This window comes from Methylobacterium sp. WL119, from assembly GCF_008039875.1.
Taxonomy (GTDB): Bacteria; Pseudomonadota; Alphaproteobacteria; order Rhizobiales; family Beijerinckiaceae; genus Methylobacterium.
The window spans coordinates 220,247-239,031 of record NZ_VRUU01000001.1 but is presented as its reverse complement, the minus strand read 5'-3'; the positions used below and the strand labels follow the sequence as shown (position 1 = coordinate 239,031).

The 18,785-nt window shown below is 68.8% G+C and carries 18 protein-coding genes, 1 tRNA gene and 1 pseudogene; 9 read left to right on the top strand and 11 right to left on the bottom strand.

From position 1 onward, the window contains the following. Nucleotides 1-116: 116 nt before the first annotated feature. The 3 genes from FV227_RS01140 to FV227_RS01130 form a co-directional block, all read right to left on the bottom strand. Nucleotides 117-800: a Fe2+-dependent dioxygenase gene (locus tag FV227_RS01140; RefSeq protein ID WP_147729346.1), complete on the bottom strand. Its 684-nt coding sequence runs from the start codon at nt 798-800 to the stop codon at nt 117-119. 3 nt (nt 801-803) lie between these two features. Continuing rightward, nucleotides 804-3,263 (bottom strand): TonB-dependent siderophore receptor, encoded by a 2,460-nt coding sequence (locus tag FV227_RS01135; protein WP_187274640.1) that lies wholly within the window; start codon nt 3,261-3,263, stop codon nt 804-806. Nucleotides 3,264-3,720: 457 nt separating this feature from the next. After that, nucleotides 3,721-3,960, bottom strand: a complete 240-nt coding sequence (locus FV227_RS01130) for a hypothetical protein (RefSeq protein WP_147727275.1) — start codon at nt 3,958-3,960, stop codon at nt 3,721-3,723. Nucleotides 3,961-4,335: 375 nt separating this feature from the next. On the opposite strand from FV227_RS01130, the pseudogene FV227_RS01125 reads away from it, so the two are divergent. Next, nucleotides 4,336-4,494 (top strand): annotated as a pseudogene (locus tag FV227_RS01125) (IS5/IS1182 family transposase); the annotation flags it as partial. Between the two features lie 271 nt (nt 4,495-4,765). After that, nucleotides 4,766-7,666 carry a LamG-like jellyroll fold domain-containing protein gene (locus FV227_RS29585; protein WP_147858133.1) on the top strand — a complete coding sequence of 967 codons (2,901 nt, stop codon included), beginning with the start codon at nt 4,766-4,768 and terminating at the stop codon, nt 7,664-7,666. A 419-nt stretch (nt 7,667-8,085) separates the two neighbouring features. Here the strand turns inward: FV227_RS29585 and FV227_RS01115 are convergent, their stop codons facing one another. Next, nucleotides 8,086-9,138 (bottom strand): DUF6551 family protein, encoded by a 1,053-nt coding sequence (locus tag FV227_RS01115; RefSeq protein WP_147858132.1) that lies wholly within the window; start codon nt 9,136-9,138, stop codon nt 8,086-8,088. A gap of 448 nt (nt 9,139-9,586) precedes the next feature. On the opposite strand from FV227_RS01115, the gene FV227_RS01110 reads away from it, so the two are divergent. Both FV227_RS01110 and FV227_RS01105 read left to right on the top strand, forming a co-directional pair. Beyond that, nucleotides 9,587-10,171: a hypothetical protein gene (locus tag FV227_RS01110; protein ID WP_147858131.1), complete on the top strand. Its 585-nt coding sequence runs from the start codon at nt 9,587-9,589 to the stop codon at nt 10,169-10,171. After that, on the top strand, nt 10,164-10,409 hold the full coding sequence (locus FV227_RS01105) for a hypothetical protein (protein WP_147727271.1): 246 nt from the start codon (nt 10,164-10,166) through the stop codon (nt 10,407-10,409). The genes FV227_RS01110 and FV227_RS01105 overlap by 8 nt, the downstream gene beginning before the upstream one ends. A 36-nt stretch (nt 10,410-10,445) precedes the next feature. Here FV227_RS01105 and FV227_RS01100 read toward each other — a convergent pair whose 3' ends face one another. Further along, entirely contained in the window at nt 10,446-10,682 is a 237-nt protein-coding gene (locus tag FV227_RS01100; protein WP_147841751.1) for a hypothetical protein, read from the bottom strand. Nucleotides 10,683-11,250: 568 nt separating this feature from the next. Here FV227_RS01100 and FV227_RS01095 point away from each other — a divergent pair. Beyond that, nucleotides 11,251-11,439, top strand: a complete 189-nt coding sequence (locus tag FV227_RS01095; RefSeq protein WP_147727269.1) for a hypothetical protein — start codon at nt 11,251-11,253, stop codon at nt 11,437-11,439. On the opposite strand, the gene FV227_RS01090 is transcribed toward FV227_RS01095, so the two are convergent. Continuing rightward, nucleotides 11,410-11,486 (bottom strand) — tRNA-Arg (locus FV227_RS01090). The genes FV227_RS01095 and FV227_RS01090 overlap by 30 nt on opposite strands. A gap of 361 nt (nt 11,487-11,847) precedes the next feature. Between FV227_RS01090 and dusA the strand changes: the two genes are divergently transcribed. Continuing rightward, nucleotides 11,848-12,867: a tRNA dihydrouridine(20/20a) synthase DusA gene (gene dusA, locus FV227_RS01085; protein WP_147858130.1), complete on the top strand. Its 1,020-nt coding sequence runs from the start codon at nt 11,848-11,850 to the stop codon at nt 12,865-12,867. Here dusA and FV227_RS01080 read toward each other — a convergent pair whose 3' ends face one another. The 3 genes from FV227_RS01080 to cobS are packed head-to-tail and all read right to left on the bottom strand — an operon-like array spanning nt 12,868 to nt 14,635. Continuing rightward, a complete protein-coding gene (locus FV227_RS01080; protein WP_147858129.1) occupies nt 12,868-13,557 on the bottom strand; it encodes a TIGR02281 family clan AA aspartic protease in 690 nt (229 codons plus the stop codon). Further along, nucleotides 13,554-13,775, bottom strand: a complete 222-nt coding sequence (locus FV227_RS01075; protein WP_147729463.1) for a DUF1289 domain-containing protein — start codon at nt 13,773-13,775, stop codon at nt 13,554-13,556. The genes FV227_RS01080 and FV227_RS01075 overlap by 4 nt, the downstream gene beginning before the upstream one ends. 38 nt (nt 13,776-13,813) lie before the next feature. Further along, nucleotides 13,814-14,635 carry an adenosylcobinamide-GDP ribazoletransferase gene (gene cobS, locus FV227_RS01070; protein WP_147858128.1) on the bottom strand — a complete coding sequence of 274 codons (822 nt, stop codon included), beginning with the start codon at nt 14,633-14,635 and terminating at the stop codon, nt 13,814-13,816. Between the two features lie 133 nt (nt 14,636-14,768). On the opposite strand from cobS, the gene cobT reads away from it, so the two are divergent. Genes cobT through queC form a run of 3 tightly spaced genes read left to right on the top strand, consistent with a single transcriptional unit; the run spans nt 14,769 to nt 16,891 of the window. Beyond that, the gene (cobT, locus tag FV227_RS01065) at nt 14,769-15,806 is read left to right on the top strand and encodes a nicotinate-nucleotide--dimethylbenzimidazole phosphoribosyltransferase (RefSeq protein ID WP_147858127.1); all 1,038 of its coding nucleotides are present in this window, start codon (nt 14,769-14,771) and stop codon (nt 15,804-15,806) included. A 4-nt stretch (nt 15,807-15,810) separates the two neighbouring features. Then, entirely contained in the window at nt 15,811-16,167 is a 357-nt protein-coding gene (queD, locus tag FV227_RS01060) for a 6-carboxytetrahydropterin synthase QueD (RefSeq protein ID WP_147841758.1), read from the top strand. Further along, nucleotides 16,160-16,891 (top strand): 7-cyano-7-deazaguanine synthase QueC, encoded by a 732-nt coding sequence (gene queC, locus FV227_RS01055; RefSeq protein WP_147727428.1) that lies wholly within the window; start codon nt 16,160-16,162, stop codon nt 16,889-16,891. Before queD ends, queC begins: the two co-directional genes overlap by 8 nt. Nucleotides 16,892-16,904: 13 nt before the next feature. Here the strand turns inward: queC and FV227_RS01050 are convergent, their stop codons facing one another. Both FV227_RS01050 and FV227_RS01045 read right to left on the bottom strand, forming a co-directional pair. Continuing rightward, entirely contained in the window at nt 16,905-17,981 is a 1,077-nt protein-coding gene (locus tag FV227_RS01050; RefSeq protein WP_147858126.1) for a methyl-accepting chemotaxis protein, read from the bottom strand. Between the two features lie 172 nt (nt 17,982-18,153). Beyond that, nucleotides 18,154-18,714 (bottom strand): TetR/AcrR family transcriptional regulator, encoded by a 561-nt coding sequence (locus FV227_RS01045; protein ID WP_147727431.1) that lies wholly within the window; start codon nt 18,712-18,714, stop codon nt 18,154-18,156. Nucleotides 18,715-18,785 lie beyond the last annotated feature (71 nt).

Genomic DNA, 18,785 nt, shown 5'->3' with positions numbered 1-18,785 from the left:
GGCTGGCGCCGGCGGCGGGACGGCGCCCGGCTGCTGCGCCTGCGCCGGCGCCAGCCAGAGCAGGGGGGCGAGGGCGATCGCGCGGATCGCGGATCGCCGGCGGGGTCGATGATCGGTCATGTCTCGGCCCAGGTCCGGATCAGGTTGTGGTAGATGCCCGTGAGCCGCACCACCTCGGCGTGGTCGCGGCCCAGCTCCCCGACGAGCCCCTGAATGGAGGTGTCGAGGTCGTAGATCAGGCTGCGCGCCTGCGGGCTGCGGATCATGCTCTGCAGCCAGAAGAACGAGGCGACCCGCGTGCCCCGCGTCACCGGCGTGACCATGTGGAGGCTCGATGCCGGGTAGAGCACGAGGTCGCCCGCCGGCAGCTTCACCTCCTGCGAGCCGTAGTAATCCTCCGCGACCAGCTCGCCGCCGTCGTAGGTGTCGGGCTCGGCGAGGAAGAGCGTGACCGAGAGATCGGTGCGGATGCGCAGGCCCGTCATCGGGTCGCCGCGCACGGCGTTGTCGACGTGCACGCCGAAATGGTGCCCCTCGCCGTAGCGGTTGAACAGCGGCGGGAAGATGTGCAGCGGGATCGCGGCCGAGACGAAGAGCGGGTTGGCCAGGAGCGCGCCGACGATGCGCTCGCCGAGGCGCCGCGCGACCGCGCCGTTGGGCGGCAGCTGCTCGTTGCGCTTGACCAGGGCGGACTGCGAGCCGGCCGTGGACCGGCCGTCCCACCACTCCGCCGCATCCATGATCGCGCGGAACTCCGCGACCTCGGCCTTGCTCAGCACCTCGGGAATGCAGACCAGCATCGCTCAGAACCGCGTCTGCGCGATCAGCGAGATGGTGCGGCCGGGCTGAAGCTGCGTGAACGGCACGTTGCTTTGGTACAGCGCGTCGTAGATGCGCCGGTCCGTGAGGTTGGCGCCGTAGAGCTTCACCGTCAGGTTCTCGTTCACCTTCGCCTCGAGAAAGGCGTCGAAGCGCCAGTACGAGGGCAGGACGTTGGCGTTGGCCGCCAGCGTGCCGCCCGCCACCCGCGAGTTGTTGACCACCTGCGCGCCGACCTCGAACATCGGGGACAGCTGGTACTTCGCCAGCATGCTGAAGGAGCGGTTGGCGATGTTGGCCAGCCGGCTGCCGACGTTCTGCGGGATCGCGGACTGCGTCACCCGCGTGTCCATGATGACGTAGCCGCCGAACAGGCTGAGCCGGTCGCTGACCCTGCCGGCCAGCTCGAGGTCGAGGCCGCGCACCCGGTATGCGCCGGTCGCCGAGATCACCGCGTTGGTGCCGCTGCCGATCGTCTCGCGCGCGTTGTCCTTGACGGTGTTGAACAGGGCCGCGGTGGCGAGCAGGCGGCGGTCGAACAGCTCGGACTTGACCCCGATCTCGTCGGCCGTGTTCTGCTCCGGCGCCAGGATCTGGTTGCCCGCGAAGGCGGGATTGAGGCCGCCGTAGAGGGAGCTCGACGCGTCGAGCTCCGCGCCGACCGGGTTCGACGAGGTCGCGTGCGCGGCGTAGACGCTCACGGTCGAGGTCGGCTTCAGGGTCAGCCCGATGTTGTAGTTCAGGTTTCCGGAATGGGCCGACACCGAGCTGGTGTCGTTCGACGAGGTGATCGCGTAGTCGTCGAAGCGCACCCCGCCGTTGAGCAGCACGAGATCGCTGAAGTTCATCGTCTCGATCAGGTATCCGGCCTTCGTGTCGACCGGGATGACCGTCGGGTTGCCGGCCTTGGTCGGCCGGGTCGAGAACGGCAGCGTGTTGGGCGGGGTGAGGATGTTGATGCCGCGAAGCGTCCCGTTGCCGCTGAAGTTGCCTGAGAACAGTTCCGAGGTCAGGCCGGTATAGCCCTGGCGGCTCACCTCCTCGCGGCTGAACTCGGTGCCGAGGACCAGGGTGTGCTTGATCGGGCCGGTGTCGAAGCGGAAGGTCGCGTCGGAGATGTCGGCCGTGACGTCGACCGTCTGGTAGCGGCTCTGCGGGTTGAGGCTGAGCGTCGTGCCGTAGAGGTTGCGGTTGGCCGGGATCACCGGGGCCTCCGGCAGCGTGCCGACGTAGTCGAGCACCGAGTGCGCGGCCCGGAACCGGTTGCTGAGCGTGACCCATTCGGTCGGCGACCATTCCGCGGTCAGCGTCCCGGTATCCTGCTGGACGTGCTGGAAATCGCGGTTGATCAAGCCATAATAGGTGTCGCGCGGGACGATGCTTTCGGTGAAGGGCCGCCGCGACAGGGCGTTGAAGGGCACGCCGAAATCGGGCAGCCCGTTCAGGTCGGTGTGGACGTAGTTGGCGGTGAACTTCCAGTCGTCGGCCGGCTTCAGCGTCACGGCGAGCGCCGCGCCGTCGCGGTCGTCGGTCACGAACCGCCGCCCGGCGACGCCGGATTCCTGGTACAGGCCGCCGATGCGGACCGCGAGCGCCGGGCTGATCACCTGGTTGAAGTCGAGCGTGACGCGGCCGCGGCTGTCGCTGCCGACCTGGCTCTCGGTGTTGTAGAAGTCGCCCGCCGTGGTGGCCTGCTTGGTGACGACGTTCACCGCGCCGCCCGCCGTGCCGCGGCCGGCGAAGGACGAGGCCGGGCCGCGCAGGATCTCGACCTGCTCGGTGAAGAAGTTCTCGCGCACGCTGACCGACGGGTCGCGGATGCCGTCGATGAACACGTCGTTGCGCGCATCGAAGCCGCGGATGAAGAAGCGGTCGCCGAAGGCGTTGCCGCCCTCGCCGGAACCGAGCGTCACGCCGGCGGTGGTCCGCAGGATGTCGCGGAAGCTGGTCGCGTTCTTGTCGTCGATCACCTCCCGCGTGACGACGGTGATCGACTTCGGCGTGTCGAGGATCGGCTGCGTGAAGCGGTTCGAGGACAGGCGGTCGGCCTTGTAGGGCGCGGCCGGGTCCGCATACGGATTGCCGCTGATGTCGCCCCGGGCCAGGATCGGCAGGCCGGCGCCGGTCGCGGCGGCGCCGATTGCGGGCGCCGCGACCGGAGGTGCCGCCACACGGCGGGCCCGCACCGCACGGCGCAGGGCCGTGCGTGCCTTGACCTGGGTCGGGCCGGGCTTCGGAGCGGGCGGGCGCTGCCGCGTGATCGGGGCGTCGATGTTCAGGGGCGGCAGGGCGGATGCAGGCCCCTGCTGCGCCTCGGCGCTGCCGACCGAGCCGACCGCGACGGCGCAGGCAACGCCGATGACGCCCTTCTGCTCCTTGAGCTTCGCGTAACGCCCATCGGCAGCAGGACGCAGCGACTTTGGAATACGAGATGAGCTCTGCACGATCTTCCGACCCCCCGGCACCCGCAGCGCCAGTCGTCGGGCGATGCGATGGCCTCAAAGGGCTCGGGAAAGATCTTCCGTCAACGAACGAATGTTGGAACAGAACCAAACTATGGCTGATTTCCGAGGCCGAACGACGATCATCGGCCCGATCGGAGATCGGAACTATTCCAGGTTGACGGATGGGATGCCGACGAGTTCCCCGGAATGACCATTCCCGGCAGGCCGTTGGGTCCGATTTCCGAATTGGAATAGGTCCAAGGCATCGCTAAGACCTTCTCGTCCCGCCCCGCGTGTTGCTGGGGAGACACAATTCACACCGATCGCGTCGCGGCTCGGATTAAAGCGCGCCCATCGCGGGCGCCGCCGCGTCCGGCGGGCGCCGCCGCGTCCGGCGGGCGTCGACGCGGCGCGGTCCGTCCTGCCTGCGCCGGTGATTCCGGATCGCAGGACCCGTTCAATCCTGGCTCGGCGGCTTCATCAGCGAGAACAGCTCGTCGATCGCGTGGAGTGCGGTCGCTCGCACGTGGCCCTCGTCCTCCGCCCCGGTGATCCGGATGCCGCTCACCACGGCGCGGATCTCGTCGCGAAAATCCGAGAGGAAGCCGACCGGGTAGCGGTTCTCGCTCGCCATCCGGGCGATGACGCCGGTGAGCAGGATCTGCAGCCCGAGAACCCGGCCGTTGAGTTCGTCCATCGTCGTCCCCCGTCCCAGGCACGCGCTGCGCCATCCGGGCGCCGGATCGCCGAGCGATCCATCCGGACGGTCGCGAATGCGACGTGCACGGTCCGATCTATCCCAAAAGCGGGACGCCTCTGGAAGCGGCATCGTCACGTGGGTGCGGACGTGCGGACCGTCCGGCATCGTGGGCATGACGCCAGCTACCGCTTCGACGACCGACGCCGCGGACGGGGTCGAGAGCACGGGCCGTGGCGCGCAGCCGCATCGGCGCCTAGGGGCGCTCCGTGTGCGCGTCAGCCGAGAACCGCTCGCCCTTTCGAACGGCGTGCCGGCGACGATGCGGTGGCGGCGCAGGGCGCGTGGCATGGCGAGGCGTTCGCGATTGCGACGAGCCGTGAGAGGCGCGGTCGCCCCCGCTGGGTCGTGGAGCGGACCCATGCCGGGTTCGACCGCTTCCGTCGCCTGCCCGTCCGCTCCAAGCGACGCGCCGACATCCACGACGCCTTCACTGCCCTCGCCGCAAGCCTCATGACCCGCAACCAGATCTGACGGGTCTGTTAGGCGCTTCAAGATCGGCATAATTTCTTATGTGAAGATCGAAGCAGATATACTGTCTTATTACCTTCGTTCTGTGAATATTTTCAGTATTAACTCGATGTAAGGACTGCGCGCCGGCGCAACGGGCGCGAGCCGCAAAAGTACGATCTGCGAAGAATCGAGCGAGGCTGTTAACGGCTTGTTCGAACCTCGGAAAATAAACCTGACGGCATCGCACGCCGGATCTGCGATCGGCGGACGCGCGCATATCGGGGGGCGAAGCATGGCCGAGCAGACGACGGGCATCTGGTATTTTGGCAATCCGATGATCGACAGCCTGAACGTCGGGCGAGCCTGGATCGGACCGGACCTGACCTACAGCTTCGCCTACAGCGACATCAACGGCAACGGCGTCCCGGACATGGACGAGGGCGACTGGAAGCCGTTCTATCGCGAGATCATCGCAAATATCGAAAGCTTCACCGCCTTGCGCTTCACCGAGGTCGCATGGGGCGGCAATCTGAGCTTCAGGCTCGAGGAAGGCGGCGGCGGCGAATCGGTGCTGCCGTGGGTGGGCGTGACCAGCGCCGACAGCGTCATCGGCATCAACGCCAATGTGGCCGGATCGGCCGCGGCGGTGCGGCTGGGCACCTACTCGGAAACATGGTTCCACGAGACCGGCCATGCCCTGGGCCTCAAGCACACTCACGACCTCGATTTCGGAAATGTCCTGGATGGCGCGACCTGGGCGGGCGATCCCGGCAGGCATCAGCTGAATTCTCAGCTGTACTCTGTGATGACCTACACCTCGCCGTTCCTGGGCGAGGACAACCCGTTCACACCCTGGGTCGATTACGGAACGCCGCTCAACGCCCAGCCCGGCTCTTATGCCGCGATCGACATCGCAGCGCTGCAGGCCATGTACGGCCGGTCCGAAAACGCCACCGGCGACACCGTCTATCGCTTCGGCGACGACGTCGACTTCAACCACGGATATACGACGATCTGGGATACCGGCGGCATCGACTCGATCGCGTACGTCGGCGACGCCCGTTCCAAGATCGATCTGCGCGCCGCGACGCTGAAGGAGGAGATCGGCGGCGGCGGCTGGGTGAGCACGTCCGAGACGTTCACCGGCGGCTTCACCATCGCCAACGGCGTCACGATCGAGAACGCGGTCGGCGGCCACGCGGCCGACATCCTGATCGGCAACGATGTCGCCAACCGGCTCGATGGCGGCGCCGGCGACGACAAGCTGACCGGCAATGGCGGCGACGACGCGCTCGTCGGCGGCACGGGCTTCGACACGGCGGTGTACGCGGGCAACCGCGCGGATTACACCGTGATCTGGAATCCCGCCGCGTTGAACGCCGGCTTCTCGATCCGCGGCGCGGCGACCGGCACGGATACGCTCAGCGGCATCGAGATGCTGTCGTTCGACGACGGCACGGTCGCGGTCGCCGACCTGATGGCTGCGTTGCGCGCGCGCGGAGGCGTCGGGCAGCAGGAAACCGTCATTCCGGCCGTGCTGGCCGCCGACATTCACGGCGCCTTCACCGCCACCGCCCAGGCCCGGTTCGACGATCCCGCCGGCGGCACGTGGCAGCGCGTGTTCGACTTCGGCAACGGCCCCGGGCAGGACAACGTGTTCCTGGGCCAGCGCGCCGACAGCACCGACATGATGTTCGCGATCTGGCGCGACGGCCGGCCCTACAGCATCACCGCCGCGAACGCGATCGTTGCGGGCGAGACGGCGACGTGGAAGGTCGCGGTCGACGACGGCGGCACGATGCTCCTGTCGAAGAACGGCACGCTGGTGGCGCAGGGTCAGGGTGTCGTCCCCGCCGACGTCGCGCGCGCCAGCGAACTAATCGGCAAATCCAACTGGGGCTGGGACACGCCGCTGATCGGCAAGGTGCTCGACGTCACCGTGGCCCAGAATCCGGCGGACATCCATGGCGCCTTCGTGGCGGACGTCGTCGCCCGGTTCGACGATCCGGCCGGCGGCGCGTGGCAGCGCGTGTTCGACTTCGGCAACGGCCCCGAGCGTGACAACGTGTTCCTGGGCCAGCGCGCCGACAGCACCGACATGGTGTTCTCGATCTGGCGCGACGGCGAGGACCACAGCATCACCGCCAAGGACGCGATCGTCGCCGGGCAGGACGCGCACTGGACGACGAGCGTCGACGAGACCGGCGTGATGAAGCTCTATAAGGACGGCGTCCTGCTCGCCGAAGGGCACGGGGTCGTTCCCGCCGATGTCGTGCGCACCAGCGAGTTGGTCGGCAGGTCCAACTGGGCGAGTGATGCGCCGCTGCTCGGCAGTGCCGGCAAGGTCGACGTTCATGCCTACAGCGAACTGAATCATGCCGAAGGCGCTTTCTCGGTCAGCGTCGAGGCGCGCTTCGATGATCTCGGACACGGCTGGTACCAGCGGATCTTCGACACCGGCAGCGGCGCGGACACGAACAACATCTGGATGGGCCAGGTCGGGAACGGCGCCGACATGGCGTTCGAGATCATCGAGGACGGCATCAAGCACCGGCTGGTCGCCAAGCATGCGATCACCCAGAGCGAAACCGCGCTGTGGCAGGCGAGCGTCGACGAGGGCGGCGTGATGCGCATCTACAAGGACGGCGTGCTGCTCACGCAGGGCGAGGGCGCGGTGCCGTCGGACGTGGTGCGCGGCCACAGCCTGATCGGCGCGTCCAACTATGCCAGCGATACCCCCTTGGTCGGCAGCGTGAACCATCTCGAGGTTCAGGCCCACAACGCGATTCCCGAGATTCACGGCGCGTTCGACGCCTACGCGACCGTACGCTTCGACGACCTCGATGCAGGCGGCTTCCAGCGCGTGTTCGACACCGGCAACGGCGCTGGGACGGACAACATCTGGTTGGGGCAGGTCGGGCAGTCCGACACCATGGCGTTCGAGATCTTCGACAAGGGCGTCGCACACCGGATCGCCGCCGCGGACGCGATCGTCGAGGGAGAGACGGCGACCTGGCACGCCGGCGTGGACAGCCACGGCCTGATGCAACTGTTCAAGAACGGTACGCTGCTGGCACAGGGGCAGGGCGAGGTGCCGGACGACGTGGCTCGCGCCAGCGATCTCGTCGGCGCCTCGAACTGGGCGAACGACGCCCATCTGAAGGGAATCGTCCACGACCTGTTCTTCGTCTGAAGCCGCGACCGAGGAGCCCTCGCTCCGAACCCGCGCCCATCCGATCTCGATCGGATGGGCGCGTATCGCATGCGTCCCGCTCGTTTCGTGCCGATGCGGCGATGCAGGTGGATCCCATCCCTTCGATCGGCCGGATTCGAAGGATGTGCATCGCGGCGCACGTGACGATGGCGGGGCGAGCGAGCGACATTCGGCGGCTTGGTACCGTCGGCCAGATGTCGATTCTCCGGCGCAGGCGTTCGGTCGCCGGGCAACGCAAGCGGCCCCGGGCGGCATTGTCGTGCCTCCGCCGTGGCTCGATCACGACGTCGGCAGGCAGGGTCGCGCTCGACCCGTCACACGCTGCCCGCGAGCGGGAACTGCGGCCGGGTCGCAGGGGGGCCGACGTGGCGAGGCGGTCTCAACGCGATGGACCGCGCTCAGAGGTTGACGACCTCGAGCTTGGGGCGCGGCGCGTCCCAGCGCACGGGCCGATGCTCGCGCGTGACCGGCATGAGGGCCGACAGCTCGACCGCGATCACCTCGGCCATTCTCTGCACGAGGTCGCTTCCGGTGGCCGAGCCGTCCTCGCAGCGGGCCTGCAGGCGCGCGAGATCGATCTGGTCGAACGCGTCGAACAGGGCGAGGCCGCCGTCGCGCCAGTCCTGATGCCGGTCGATCGCCGCGCACAGGGCCTTGATCATGCGGGCATTCAGCATCCCGGGCTTGTTGTTGCCGGTCTCGATCACGCATTGCAGGGCGGTGATGACGGTGTTCTGGCCGTGCCGCTTGATGCATTGCTTGATCGCGCCGACCGCCATGGTCTGGCCGGCGGCCTGCTTGCTGATCGGCAGCGGATAGCGGAGCAGCGTGGCGTCCGCCCGGGCGCAGACGTCGGCGACCTGGACGGCCCAGGTCTCGCCGGCGACCAGGGCGGCGGCGTGGACCGCGACGCGGGCGATCGGCGTGGTAACGCAGTTGATCGCCTTGAACGCCGCCGCCTGCTGCTCACGCGCGGCGATCACGATCTGGCACGGCACCTCGTCGTACCCGACGAGCAGCGCCGCCGTGGTGCGATGCTGCCCGTCGATGATCGCGAAGCGGCCGCCTTCGACGGGGGAGACGACCACGGGGGTGAAGCAGCACCACGAGAACATGCTGGCAATGCGTTCGACGTTCCGGCGACCCACACCGATGATCGGGCGCTGATAGCTCGGGTCGATCGTCAGCGCGCTGATCTTCAACCATTGCAGCATCGGCGCCACCCCGGCGTCGACGTGACTGGGACGCGTGAACCCATCGGTAGAGATCGTATGCATGGCCTGCCCTCGAACGAATTCTCGCCTGTCGCGATCGATATCCCGGCTCCTGTCGGCTGCGATGTTTCCCTCGATCGTGTCCTGCAGCGGATCCGCGATGTTGATTTCAGGCGACGAAGTGACCAGTCGGTTTTGATCGCGCTTCGAAGCCCGTCCACGATCCGGATCGAGCATTTTGCCGTTTATTGATTTCTGCCAAATTGTATTTGACGAAAAACTGTATCCATTATGAGAAAAAGTCAATATTAACCTATATTAAACCAGACGTTGTGTTTGGGGCGGCCCTATAGTGGATTTTCGCCAGTTTCCAGGACACGCGCTGCGGATGGTCCGGTGCCTCGGAAGGGGCCGAGATGCCATCGTCGTCCGTCGATGATGTTCGGATTTTTGTGCTGGACGATCGCACGATGGCTGCAAATAGCGCTGCCGAATCGCTGAAGATCGTCATCGTCCGTGCAGGATTTTCATTTTTATATCCATTGAGGCGTCATATGCTCGATCTCATAGATTAGAAATTTGATTGATATCTCTTTTTGAGGCTATCAGATGCATGCGATAGCTCAGAGAAAGTGAGCGTAGAATGGGATTTCGGCCGGTATATGCAGCATTCGTAGTCGATGTTATGAAGCCGGATGAGGCGGAGCGGAGCTTTGTCCCTCTCCTCCACACGCTTCCCAGGAGGCTCACTGGCAACGACCAGCGCCTGATTGGTCTTGAGAAACCCTACATCGAGTGCGCCGCGCTCCACGCGTCATCGGTTTACTGTTTTGAGGCGCGATTTAGCGTTTTGCACAGGGTTATTGCGTCGATCTGTCAGATCCTCGCCCCACAACTGGAGGTCGACGGCGACCGTCTCGCGCGGGGGAACCCCGCCGTTCTGGCCGTCTCGCGTCGCGTGGGCATTTCCTTCGCATTCGGCGAATGGGTCCGAGCCGCGTCCGATCTCGCGGGCAGGCTCGGAAACACGGCCGAGCGTACTCCGGTGCGGGCGGACTCACCGACCAATCGATCGAGTGCCGCCTCTGGCGTCGACACGACCGATTCAGTGCCCTGCCACGTCGTCATCGCGGATCGGGTGGCTGCGAGCGACAAGCCGGCGGATCCCAAGGGTATTGCGGGCCATGCCTGGCTCGCCCAACCCTTCGCGAGCCGTGCCGTCAGGCCCTTCGCCGCGATGGCCGGCCGGGAGCGGCGGCGCCATGGCTGAGGCGAAGCCCTGGCTGCCCGCGAGCGGGCGCTACCGCCTCGAGATCCTGTCGCGCGGCGCTCGCCTCTACCATCCGCAGGACCGCCAGATTCGAGCCCTGGCCAAGCGCGGGCTGATCGAACCCTTGCCGGAGGCCGACCCCGCCGGGGCCTGCCGCTGGACGATCACCGAGGCCGGGCTGACCGCGCTGATGGGGTTCGTGCCCGCAAGCGAGATGGGGCCGTCGGGCAACGGCTGATGCTCCGCGAGCTTCGGCATCGGGGAACGCCCGACTTCAGCCACCGGGCTCGACATCGAGCGTTCTCGCCGGACCCTCCAGCTCCTTGGCGACATCGTGGAGCACCTGCTCGACCAAAGGCGGCCACGGGACGTCGCAGGCCTGAAGCAGCTTCGCCGCATCGAGAAGCGCTTCGATCTGCGCCGGCAGGATAGGGCCGCCCACCATCTGCGCATAGCGGACCCGAGCCGCGAGAGCCGACGACAGCCGTACGACTTCCGAGCGTTTGTCCATCTATGGCTCCGGGGATTCGATCTTGTCGTAGTTCACCAAAGCGATGCTTTCGAAATGGTCGTCTCAAGGGTTGTTGTTAAATATTTCACGACTGTCATTAAGGCGGCTGTGAGATTTAATCAATTAATTAATTCTGATTTTTTATCCCCAGAGATCACAACTTGTAGCATTTTGGAGACGAGTAGGCAGTTAGGCTCAATAAATACATTTCGATATATCGATAAAGAGTAGCATCGAAATGATGAACTACCTTGCGCGCGCTGTGCGACGAAGCCACCGCGAATGTCACGCACCTCGCATCCGCGCGTTGCGCTCCGAGCGCCTACGCAGATCCAATAGCAGGACAGGAGTTACGCCACCGCCGCCGTGAAACGGAACCTAGACCGGTCCTGTCGAATGGTCGAGAACGACGTTGGCGATTTCGAAGCGGTCGGGAAGGAACGCTGCAGGCTGCCGACGGCTCAGCGGACCTTAGCAGATGCGGCGCTGCAACGGCCCCGTGTCGGCGAGTTTCCCGCGCGTTCGCCCGTTTGCCGACCGTGGGTTCCCCCGGCCGATGCGAGAGACCATGACGACGGGCGAGATTTCGTTCCGAAACGCGTGGCTTCCGGTGTTCGTCGACCGCGCCGTGACGAACGTCGTCGACCGAGTCGATGACAGGACCATCTGGCGCGTCGTCGTGGCGGGCCCATGGCCGCCGCCCGGTGTTCGCATTGCTGTGTGGGAATGGCGCGCCCGAAAGGATTCGAACCTCTGACCCCCAGATTCGTAGTCTGGTGCTCTATCCAGCTGAGCTACGGGCGCCCTGCGGACCGGTCGGCGGTGGAGGCCTGTTCCGGTCGCGAGGGGGTGTCTAGAGGCTCGTTCCGCGCTTGGCAAGTGGGTATCGGCAAGTGGGTATCGGCGGGTGGGTTAGCGGAGCGGTCCCTGCCGTCGCGCACGCGGCGCATCGATCCCATGGCTCGCGACGGCGCTCGCAACCGAGGCGTCGCTCGGGCCCGCGCATCGCCGAGCCCACCGTGCTGCCTTTGTGCCGTCTCCTGCGCATGGTATCCGAACGTGTCCGCGCGCCGGCTCGCGGCCGAGGTGGATACGGCAAAGCCGCCGCAGGCGGGCAGGGCGGCGTCCTGCCGGCGAGAGATGCTTTTTAGGGTACGAGATCCGAATGATTGCGGCGGCCGAGACGGAAGGCACCCTCGCGGGCTGGCGCTTTAGCGTCGCGCCGATGATGGACTGGACGGATCGCCATTGCCGGGCGTTCCATCGTGTGCTGTCGGCGCGGGCGCGGCTCTATACCGAGATGGTCACCACCGGCGCGGTCATCCACGGCCCACGGGAGCGGCTGCTCGGGTTCTCGCGCGCGGAGCATCCGGTGGCGGTGCAGCTCGGCGGCTCCGAGCCGGCCGACCTCGCCGAGGCCGCGCGGATCGCGGAGGGCTACGGCTACGACGAGATCAACCTGAACGTCGGCTGCCCATCGGACCGGGTGCAGAACGGGCGCTTCGGCGCCTGCCTGATGCTGGAGCCGGAGCATGTCGGCGCCTGCGTCGCGGCGATGAAGGCGGCGGTGCGGGTGCCGGTGACGGTGAAGTGCCGGATCGGCGTGGACGAGCAGGACCCGGAGCCGGCGCTCGACACGCTCGCCCGCGCGGTCGTCGCGGCCGGCGTCGACGGGCTGATCGTGCACGCGCGCAAGGCCTGGCTCCAGGGCCTGTCGCCGAAGGAGAACCGCGACGTGCCGCCCCTCGACTACGGCCGGGTGGTCCGCCTCAAGCAGGCATTTCCCGCCCTGCCGATCGCGGTGAACGGCGGCATCGCCACCGTGGCGCAGGCGAAGACGCACCTGTCCGGCCTCGACGGCGTGATGGTCGGGCGCGCGGCCTACGGCGATCCGGCCGGGCTGATCGCGGTCGATCCCGAGCTGTTCGGGGCGCCGGCCCCGGTGGCGGACGCGTTCGAGGCGGTCGAGGCCTATGCGCCCTACGTCGCGGCGGCGTTGGAGGGCGGCGAGCGGCTCCATGCCATCACCCGGCACATGCTCGGGCTGTTCAACGGGCGGCCGGGCGCGCGGGCGTACCGGCGCCACCTCTCGACGGCGGGCGTCGAGGCCGCGGCCGACCTCGCGACCCTGCGCGCCGCCGTGGCGCTGGTCTCGCGGGCGTTGCCGGAGCGGGACGCCGCCTGATCAGCGCCCTCGCAGAATCAGCCGGTCGCCGCGGACCTCGTAGCCGGCGAGCCGCGTCAGGAAGCTCTGCCCGAGCAGGTTGCCGTCGAGGGCGCCCGGCTTGGCAACGAGCGCCGGGACGCGCCGTTCCGTGATCGGGCCGATGGCGAGCGCGTCGAGCGTGGTCGGCGCGGCGTAGGCGATGCCGTTCGCCGTCGCGACGCGGACGGTGAATGCGCCGGGTTCCGGGTGAAGGCCGAGCGCCGCGGCGTTCTCCGCGGTGAGGACGACCGCGCTGGCGCCGGTGTCGAAGGCGAAGCTCTGGCTCCGCCCATCGACCTGCGCCTCGACCAGGAATGCGCCGTCCGACCGGCGCGTGATCGTCACCGTGCCCCCGGGGCCGATCGTCGGGGAGCCGGGGCGCAACGCACCGGTCACCCGCGCGCCGACCTCCTGCAGCGGCTCGCGATAGACGTAGCCGACGATGCAGGCGAGCCCGAGGCCGCACCAGAGCAGCAGCGCCTGGAGGTTCTTTCCGGGGGCGCCGGCGAATTGCCGCCAGAACCCGGCGACCACCAGCGCGAGGATGCCGGCGCCCCAGGCGAGGCCGGCGAGCTGGTCGGGCTCGATCGCCCCGGCGATCCGGCCGCCGTCGGTCGCGACCAGCACGGCCACCACCAGGCCGATCGCGATCAACGCGAGGATCGTCATGCCGGCGTTCCGGCCACCGCGAGACCGGCCCCCCGCAACCGGGCCGGGAGCCCTGCCATGATCGCGCGGCGCTGCAGCTCGGAGAGCGAGCCCCACAGCCCGATCTCGTCGCGCGTCCGGCCGCAGCCGATGCACAGGCCGCTCGGCCCGTCGAGGACGCAGACCTTGGTGCACGGGCTCGAGGGTTTGCCGGACGACGTCGGGATGGGCGGGTTCATGCCGCGTCCATGCCCGCTTCGTGGCCCCGCGATCAAGCTCAGGCCGTGGCCAGCAAGGCGAGCAGGGCCCCGATCTCCGCGACCTGCTGGCAGGCTCCGACGACGTCGCCGGTCTGCCCGCCGATCTTCCGCCGGGCGATGCGCGTCATGGCGAGGGCGGCGAGCGGCGCCAGCACCACCATCGCGAGGATGCCGGAGAACGGCAGGCCGAGCGGCCGCGCCAGCAATGCCAGCACCAATCCGATGCCGATGGCCGTGCCCGTCGCCGCCCGGCTCGGGCGGCCGACCGCGGCGGACAAGCCCCCGGGCCGGGCCGGCGCGAGCAGCACCATCGGCGCGAGCGCGGCGACCCGCGACAGGATCGCGGCGAGGGCGAGGCCGGTGGCGGCGGCCGTGCCGGTCCGGTCCAGGAGGGTGGCGAGCGCGCCGATCCGGAGCGCCAGCGACAGCATCAGCGCGACGCCGCCATAGGCGCCGATGCGGCTGTCCTTCATGATCTCGAGCCTGCGCTCCGGCGTCGCGCCGCCGCCGAACCCATCGGCGACGTCGGCGAGGCCGTCCTCGTGCAGCGCACCGGTGAGCATCACCGCGACGGCGACGGCGAGCGTCGCCGCGACGAAGGGCCCGAGGTCGATCCACCATCCGGCGAGCAGCACGAGGGCCGGCGGCAGCGCCAGGATCAGGCCGGCCAGCGGCAGCATACGCGGGATCGTCCGGAAGTCGGGGACGGCGTGCGGATCGGGCTCGCCCGGAAACCTCGGCAGCGGCAGGCGCGAGTAGAAGCGCAGGCACGCCGCCAGATCGTGCAACAGGTCGCGGCCCGGCCAGTCGGCCTCGCCGCGGAACGGTCCGCCCACCATCACGCCGCCTTCGCTCGCAATCGGCCTTCGTCCGCACGCAGCCTTCACCCGCGCGTCCCGCACCACTATAGCTCGCGGGAACGGCGCGCCCGTCCACCGGCGCAAGCCCGCCCACAACAATCCTTCGGACCCGATGACCGACCCGACCCCGTTCGCGGATATCCGCCGCCTGATCGAGACGATGCCCGGCCCCGATCGCGATGCGACCGCGGCGATCGCGGCGCGCGAGGCGCGGCTGACGAAGCCCGCCGGCGCGCTCGGGCGGATGGAGCAGCTCGTCGCCTGGCTCGGGGCCTGGCAAGGCAAGGCGATGCCGACGCTGGACCGGCCGCTGGTCTGCGTGTTCGCCGGCAGCCACGGCGTGACGAAGCGCGGCGTCTCGGCCTTCCCCGATGCGGTGAATCGCCAGATGCTCGAGAACTTCGCCGCGGGCGGGGGAGCGATCAACCAGATCTGCGCCGCCTACGGCCTCGGCTTCAAGGTGTTCGACCTCGCCATCGACCTGCCGACCGGCGACATCACGCAAGACGCGGCCCTCGACGAGAAGGCCACCGTCGCGACCATGGCGTTCGGCATGGAGGCGGTGGCCGCCGGCACGGATTGCGTCGGCGTCGGCGAGATGGGCATCGGCAACACCACGATCGCCGCCGCGATCTACGCCGCCGTGTTCGGGGGAGCGCCGTCGCACTGGGTCGGGCACGGCACCGGCTTGGACGAGGCCGGGATCGCGCGGAAGGTCGCGGCGGTGGAGGCCGCGCTCGCCCACCATGCCGGCCATCTCGACGATCCGCTCGAGGTCCTGCGCCGCCTCGGCGGCCGCGAGGTCGCGGCGATGGCCGGCGCGATCCTGGCCGCGCGGCTGCAGCGGGTGCCGGTGGTGCTCGACGGCTACGTCGCGACCGCCGCCGCGGCGGTGCTGCACGCGCTCGACCCGCGCGCGCTCGACCATTGCCTCGCCGGCCACGTCTCGGCCGAGGGCGCCCATGCGGAGGTGCTGGAACGCCTCGGGCTGGTGCCGCTGCTGGCCCTCGGCATGCGGCTCGGCGAGGGCTCGGGCGCCGGCATGGCGATGGGGCTGCTGAAGGGCGCGCTCGCCTGCCATCGCGACATGGCGACGTTCGAGCAGGCCGGCGTCTCGGGCAAGGCCGGCGTCTCGGGCAAGGCGGAGTAGCAGGATGAAGATCACCCAGGCCTTCACCTTCGAGGCGGCCCACCGCCTGCCGAACGTGCCCGAGACCCACCGCTGCCACCGGATGCACGGGCATTCCTACCGCGTCGAGCTGACGGTCGCCGGCCCGGTCGACCCGCGGACCGGCTGGGTGGTCGACTTCTTCGACATGGAGGCGATCTTCGCGCCGGTGCTGCTCCGGCTCGATCATTACTGCCTCAACGAGGTCGAGGGTCTGGAGAACCCGACCGCCGAGAACATCGCGGCCTGGATCTGGCATCGCACGAAGGACGGCCTGCCGGGCCTCAGCTCGGTGAAGGTGTTCGAGACGCCGATGTCCTGGGCGGAGTACGACGGTGACTGACGAGCGCGCGCTGGTCCTGTTCTCGGGCGGCCAGGATTCCGCCACCTGCCTCGCCTGGACGCTCGACCGGTTCGCCCATGTCGAGACGCTGGGCTTCGACTACGGCCAGCGCCACCGGATCGAGCTCGACGGCCGCGACGCGCTCCGCGACGGGATCGTCGGCATCCGCCCCGACTGGGCGGAACGGCTCGGCGCGGACCATACCCTGGCCCTCGACGCGCTCGGGCAGGTCTCGGAAACGGCGCTGACGCGCGAGACGGCGATCGGCTTCGAGGCCGGCGGGCTGCCGAACACCTTCGTGCCGGGCCGCAACCTCGTCTTCCTCACCTTCGCCGCCGCTCTGGCCTATCGAAGGGGCCTGCGGCACGTCGTCGGCGGCATGTGCGAGACCGACTATTCCGGCTACCCTGATTGCCGCGACGACACGATCAAGGCGCTGCAGGTCGCGCTCAACCTCGGCATGGAGCGACGCTTCGTGCTGCACACCCCGCTCATGTGGCTCGACAAGGCCGAGACCTGGCGCCTCGCCGAGCGCCTGGGCGGACGGCCGCTGGTCGATCTGATCGTCGAGGACAGCCACACCTGCTACCTCGGCGAGCGCGGCGCGCGCCACGCCTGGGGCTACGGCTGCGGCATCTGCCCGGCCTGCGCCCTGCGGGCCTCCGGCTACGCCCGCTTCGTGGCCGACGCACCCGGGAAATCGGGCCAGAACGCCGCCGCTTGACAGGGCGCCCGCGTCAGCGGGTTTGGACGATCACCCCGTACCAGCCGAGGCCCGCATAGGTCTCGTAGCCGGGGGTGCGGTGGAAGGCGGTGACGGCCCCGCCCTGCACCACGCCGCTGGCGCTTCCCTTCGGATCGAAGGCCAGCGTCTCGCTCAGCACGCCCCGGTCGTCGGAGGCGGCGAGGACGCGGCGGTCCGCATCCACGAGCAGCACCCGCGTGCGGGCACGATCCTGCGGCGAGACCCGCACGCCCGCCACGATCGCCCGCGCCTGCGGTTCCCAGTCGAAGTGGATCGCCAGGACGCCGGCCGGCACCCCATCCGCTCGCCCGCCCTCGCGGATGCTCGCGCAGTACGTCGCGACCTGCGCCCCGCCGAGACGCGCCTCGCGCCGCACGTTGCCGGAGACGTAGTCGTCGCCGCTGCGCAGGGCTGCGGCCTCTCGGAACCAGGGCTCGTCGGCGACGCTGTCGCCGCGCACACCGGGATACCGATCCGGCCTGCCGACGGCGAGGATGCGTCCGTCGCGGTCGCAGACCCAGAGGTCGAGATAGACCGTGTAGGCGGACAGGCTCACGCCGAGGCGTGCGCTCGCATGGGCCGCGGTCGCTTCGCCGGGCTCGGTCACGCAGGCGACCAGGGCCGCATCCGTCGCCCACCAGCGCACGTCGCAGGTCCGCTCGTAGAGATTGCGGTCGACGAGCTCGATCGCATTGAGGGCGAGATCGATCATCCGCTCGCCCTGGGCCTGGACGGCCATCGCGCCGACGGTGCGGCCGAGCTCGCCGATATGCCCGGACAGCTGCGTCTCGAGCTCGCGGGCGAGGCTCTCGATCTCGGTGCCGATGCCGCGGACCTCCTGTGCCACCACGGAGAAACCCTTGCCCTGCTCACCGGAATGGGCCGCCTCGATCAGCGCGTTGAGCGCAAGGATCTTCGCCTGCGCGGTGATCTGGTGGATGCGCCCGATCTTCTCCTGTGCCACCCGGCTGACCCCGGCGGTCAGGGTCGAGATCGTCGCCAAGGTCGGCGCCGGCTCGACCGCCGCGTCCGCGGCTCGGCCGACGATCTTCGAGGCGGAGACGGGCATGCGGGTCGGCTCGGGTTCGGATCGCGGGTCGTGACTTAATACCTAGACGCGCCGAGTAAAAAAAAAGACTTTAATCTGACCGAAGAGCCGGGCGGCGCTGCTTTCAATCCGGCCGCCGCTGTCCGCGGCGCGAAACCCGTCCGTCTCGGGCGGCCATCGTTCGCGAGCCGGGTCAGCGCAGGCGGTCGGTGAGCGCGGTCAGCGTCCCGGCGAAGGCTTCGGGCCCGCCGAGCAGCCGCTCCAGCAGCAGGGCGCCTTCGAGCGTCGCCACCACCAGGCGGGCATGGCGCGCGGGGTCGAGCCCGGCCCGGATGCTCCCATCGGCCTCGCCGTCGCGAAACACCTGCTCCAGCCACGTCAGGTGATGGGCGAAGAACGCGCCGACGTCGCCCCGCAGCCGTTCGGGCAGCGCGTCTCCCTCCGTGGCGAGCGCGGCGCACAGGCAGCCGAGCCCCTGCTCGACACCGCCGAGATAGAGCCGGCCGTAAGCCGCGATCCGGTCGATGCCGGCCGGGTGCAACGCGCAGATGTCGGCGAGGGCCGCGTCGTAGCGTTCGCCGTAGGCCGCCACCAGCGCCGCGCCGAGATCGTCCTTGGTCCGGAAGTGATGGTGGATGCTAGCCTTGCGGATGCCGACCACCTCGGCGAGGTCGGCGTAGCTGAAGCCGGACCAGCCGCGCCCGCGCACCAGCATCTCGGCCTGAAGCAGCAACTCGGCGCGGGTATCTCGCATCGCAGGGTCGGAAACCGTGTTCGCAGCGCGCCGCCGGGCAGCACGTTCCCTCTTGTGGCACTTGACGCCGA

Bases quoted from the DNA above. Each gene is read 5' to 3' on its own strand.
- FV227_RS01115 (WP_147858132.1), bottom strand. From the start codon at position 9,138: ATGCTCGATCCGGATCGTGGACGGGCTTCGAAGCGCGATCAAAACCGA.
- dusA (WP_147858130.1), top strand. From the start codon at position 11,848: ATGATTGCGGCGGCCGAGACGGAAGGCACCCTCGCGGGCTGGCGCTTT.
- cobS (WP_147858128.1), bottom strand. From the start codon at position 14,635: ATGGTGGGCGGACCGTTCCGCGGCGAGGCCGACTGGCCGGGCCGCGAC.
- FV227_RS01130 (WP_147727275.1), bottom strand. From the start codon at position 3,960: ATGGACGAACTCAACGGCCGGGTTCTCGGGCTGCAGATCCTGCTCACC.
- FV227_RS01110 (WP_147858131.1), top strand. From the start codon at position 9,587: ATGAAGCCGGATGAGGCGGAGCGGAGCTTTGTCCCTCTCCTCCACACG.
- FV227_RS01140 (WP_147729346.1), bottom strand. From the start codon at position 800: ATGCTGGTCTGCATTCCCGAGGTGCTGAGCAAGGCCGAGGTCGCGGAG.
- FV227_RS01080 (WP_147858129.1), bottom strand. From the start codon at position 13,557: ATGACGATCCTCGCGTTGATCGCGATCGGCCTGGTGGTGGCCGTGCTG.
- FV227_RS01100 (WP_147841751.1), bottom strand. From the start codon at position 10,682: ATGGACAAACGCTCGGAAGTCGTACGGCTGTCGTCGGCTCTCGCGGCT.
- FV227_RS01075 (WP_147729463.1), bottom strand. From the start codon at position 13,775: ATGAACCCGCCCATCCCGACGTCGTCCGGCAAACCCTCGAGCCCGTGC.
- FV227_RS01105 (WP_147727271.1), top strand. From the start codon at position 10,164: ATGGCTGAGGCGAAGCCCTGGCTGCCCGCGAGCGGGCGCTACCGCCTC.
- cobT (WP_147858127.1), top strand. From the start codon at position 14,769: ATGACCGACCCGACCCCGTTCGCGGATATCCGCCGCCTGATCGAGACG.
- FV227_RS01095 (WP_147727269.1), top strand. From the start codon at position 11,251: ATGACGACGGGCGAGATTTCGTTCCGAAACGCGTGGCTTCCGGTGTTC.
- queD (WP_147841758.1), top strand. From the start codon at position 15,811: ATGAAGATCACCCAGGCCTTCACCTTCGAGGCGGCCCACCGCCTGCCG.
- FV227_RS29585 (WP_147858133.1), top strand. From the start codon at position 4,766: ATGGCCGAGCAGACGACGGGCATCTGGTATTTTGGCAATCCGATGATC.
- FV227_RS01045 (WP_147727431.1), bottom strand. From the start codon at position 18,714: ATGCGAGATACCCGCGCCGAGTTGCTGCTTCAGGCCGAGATGCTGGTG.
- FV227_RS01050 (WP_147858126.1), bottom strand. From the start codon at position 17,981: ATGCCCGTCTCCGCCTCGAAGATCGTCGGCCGAGCCGCGGACGCGGCG.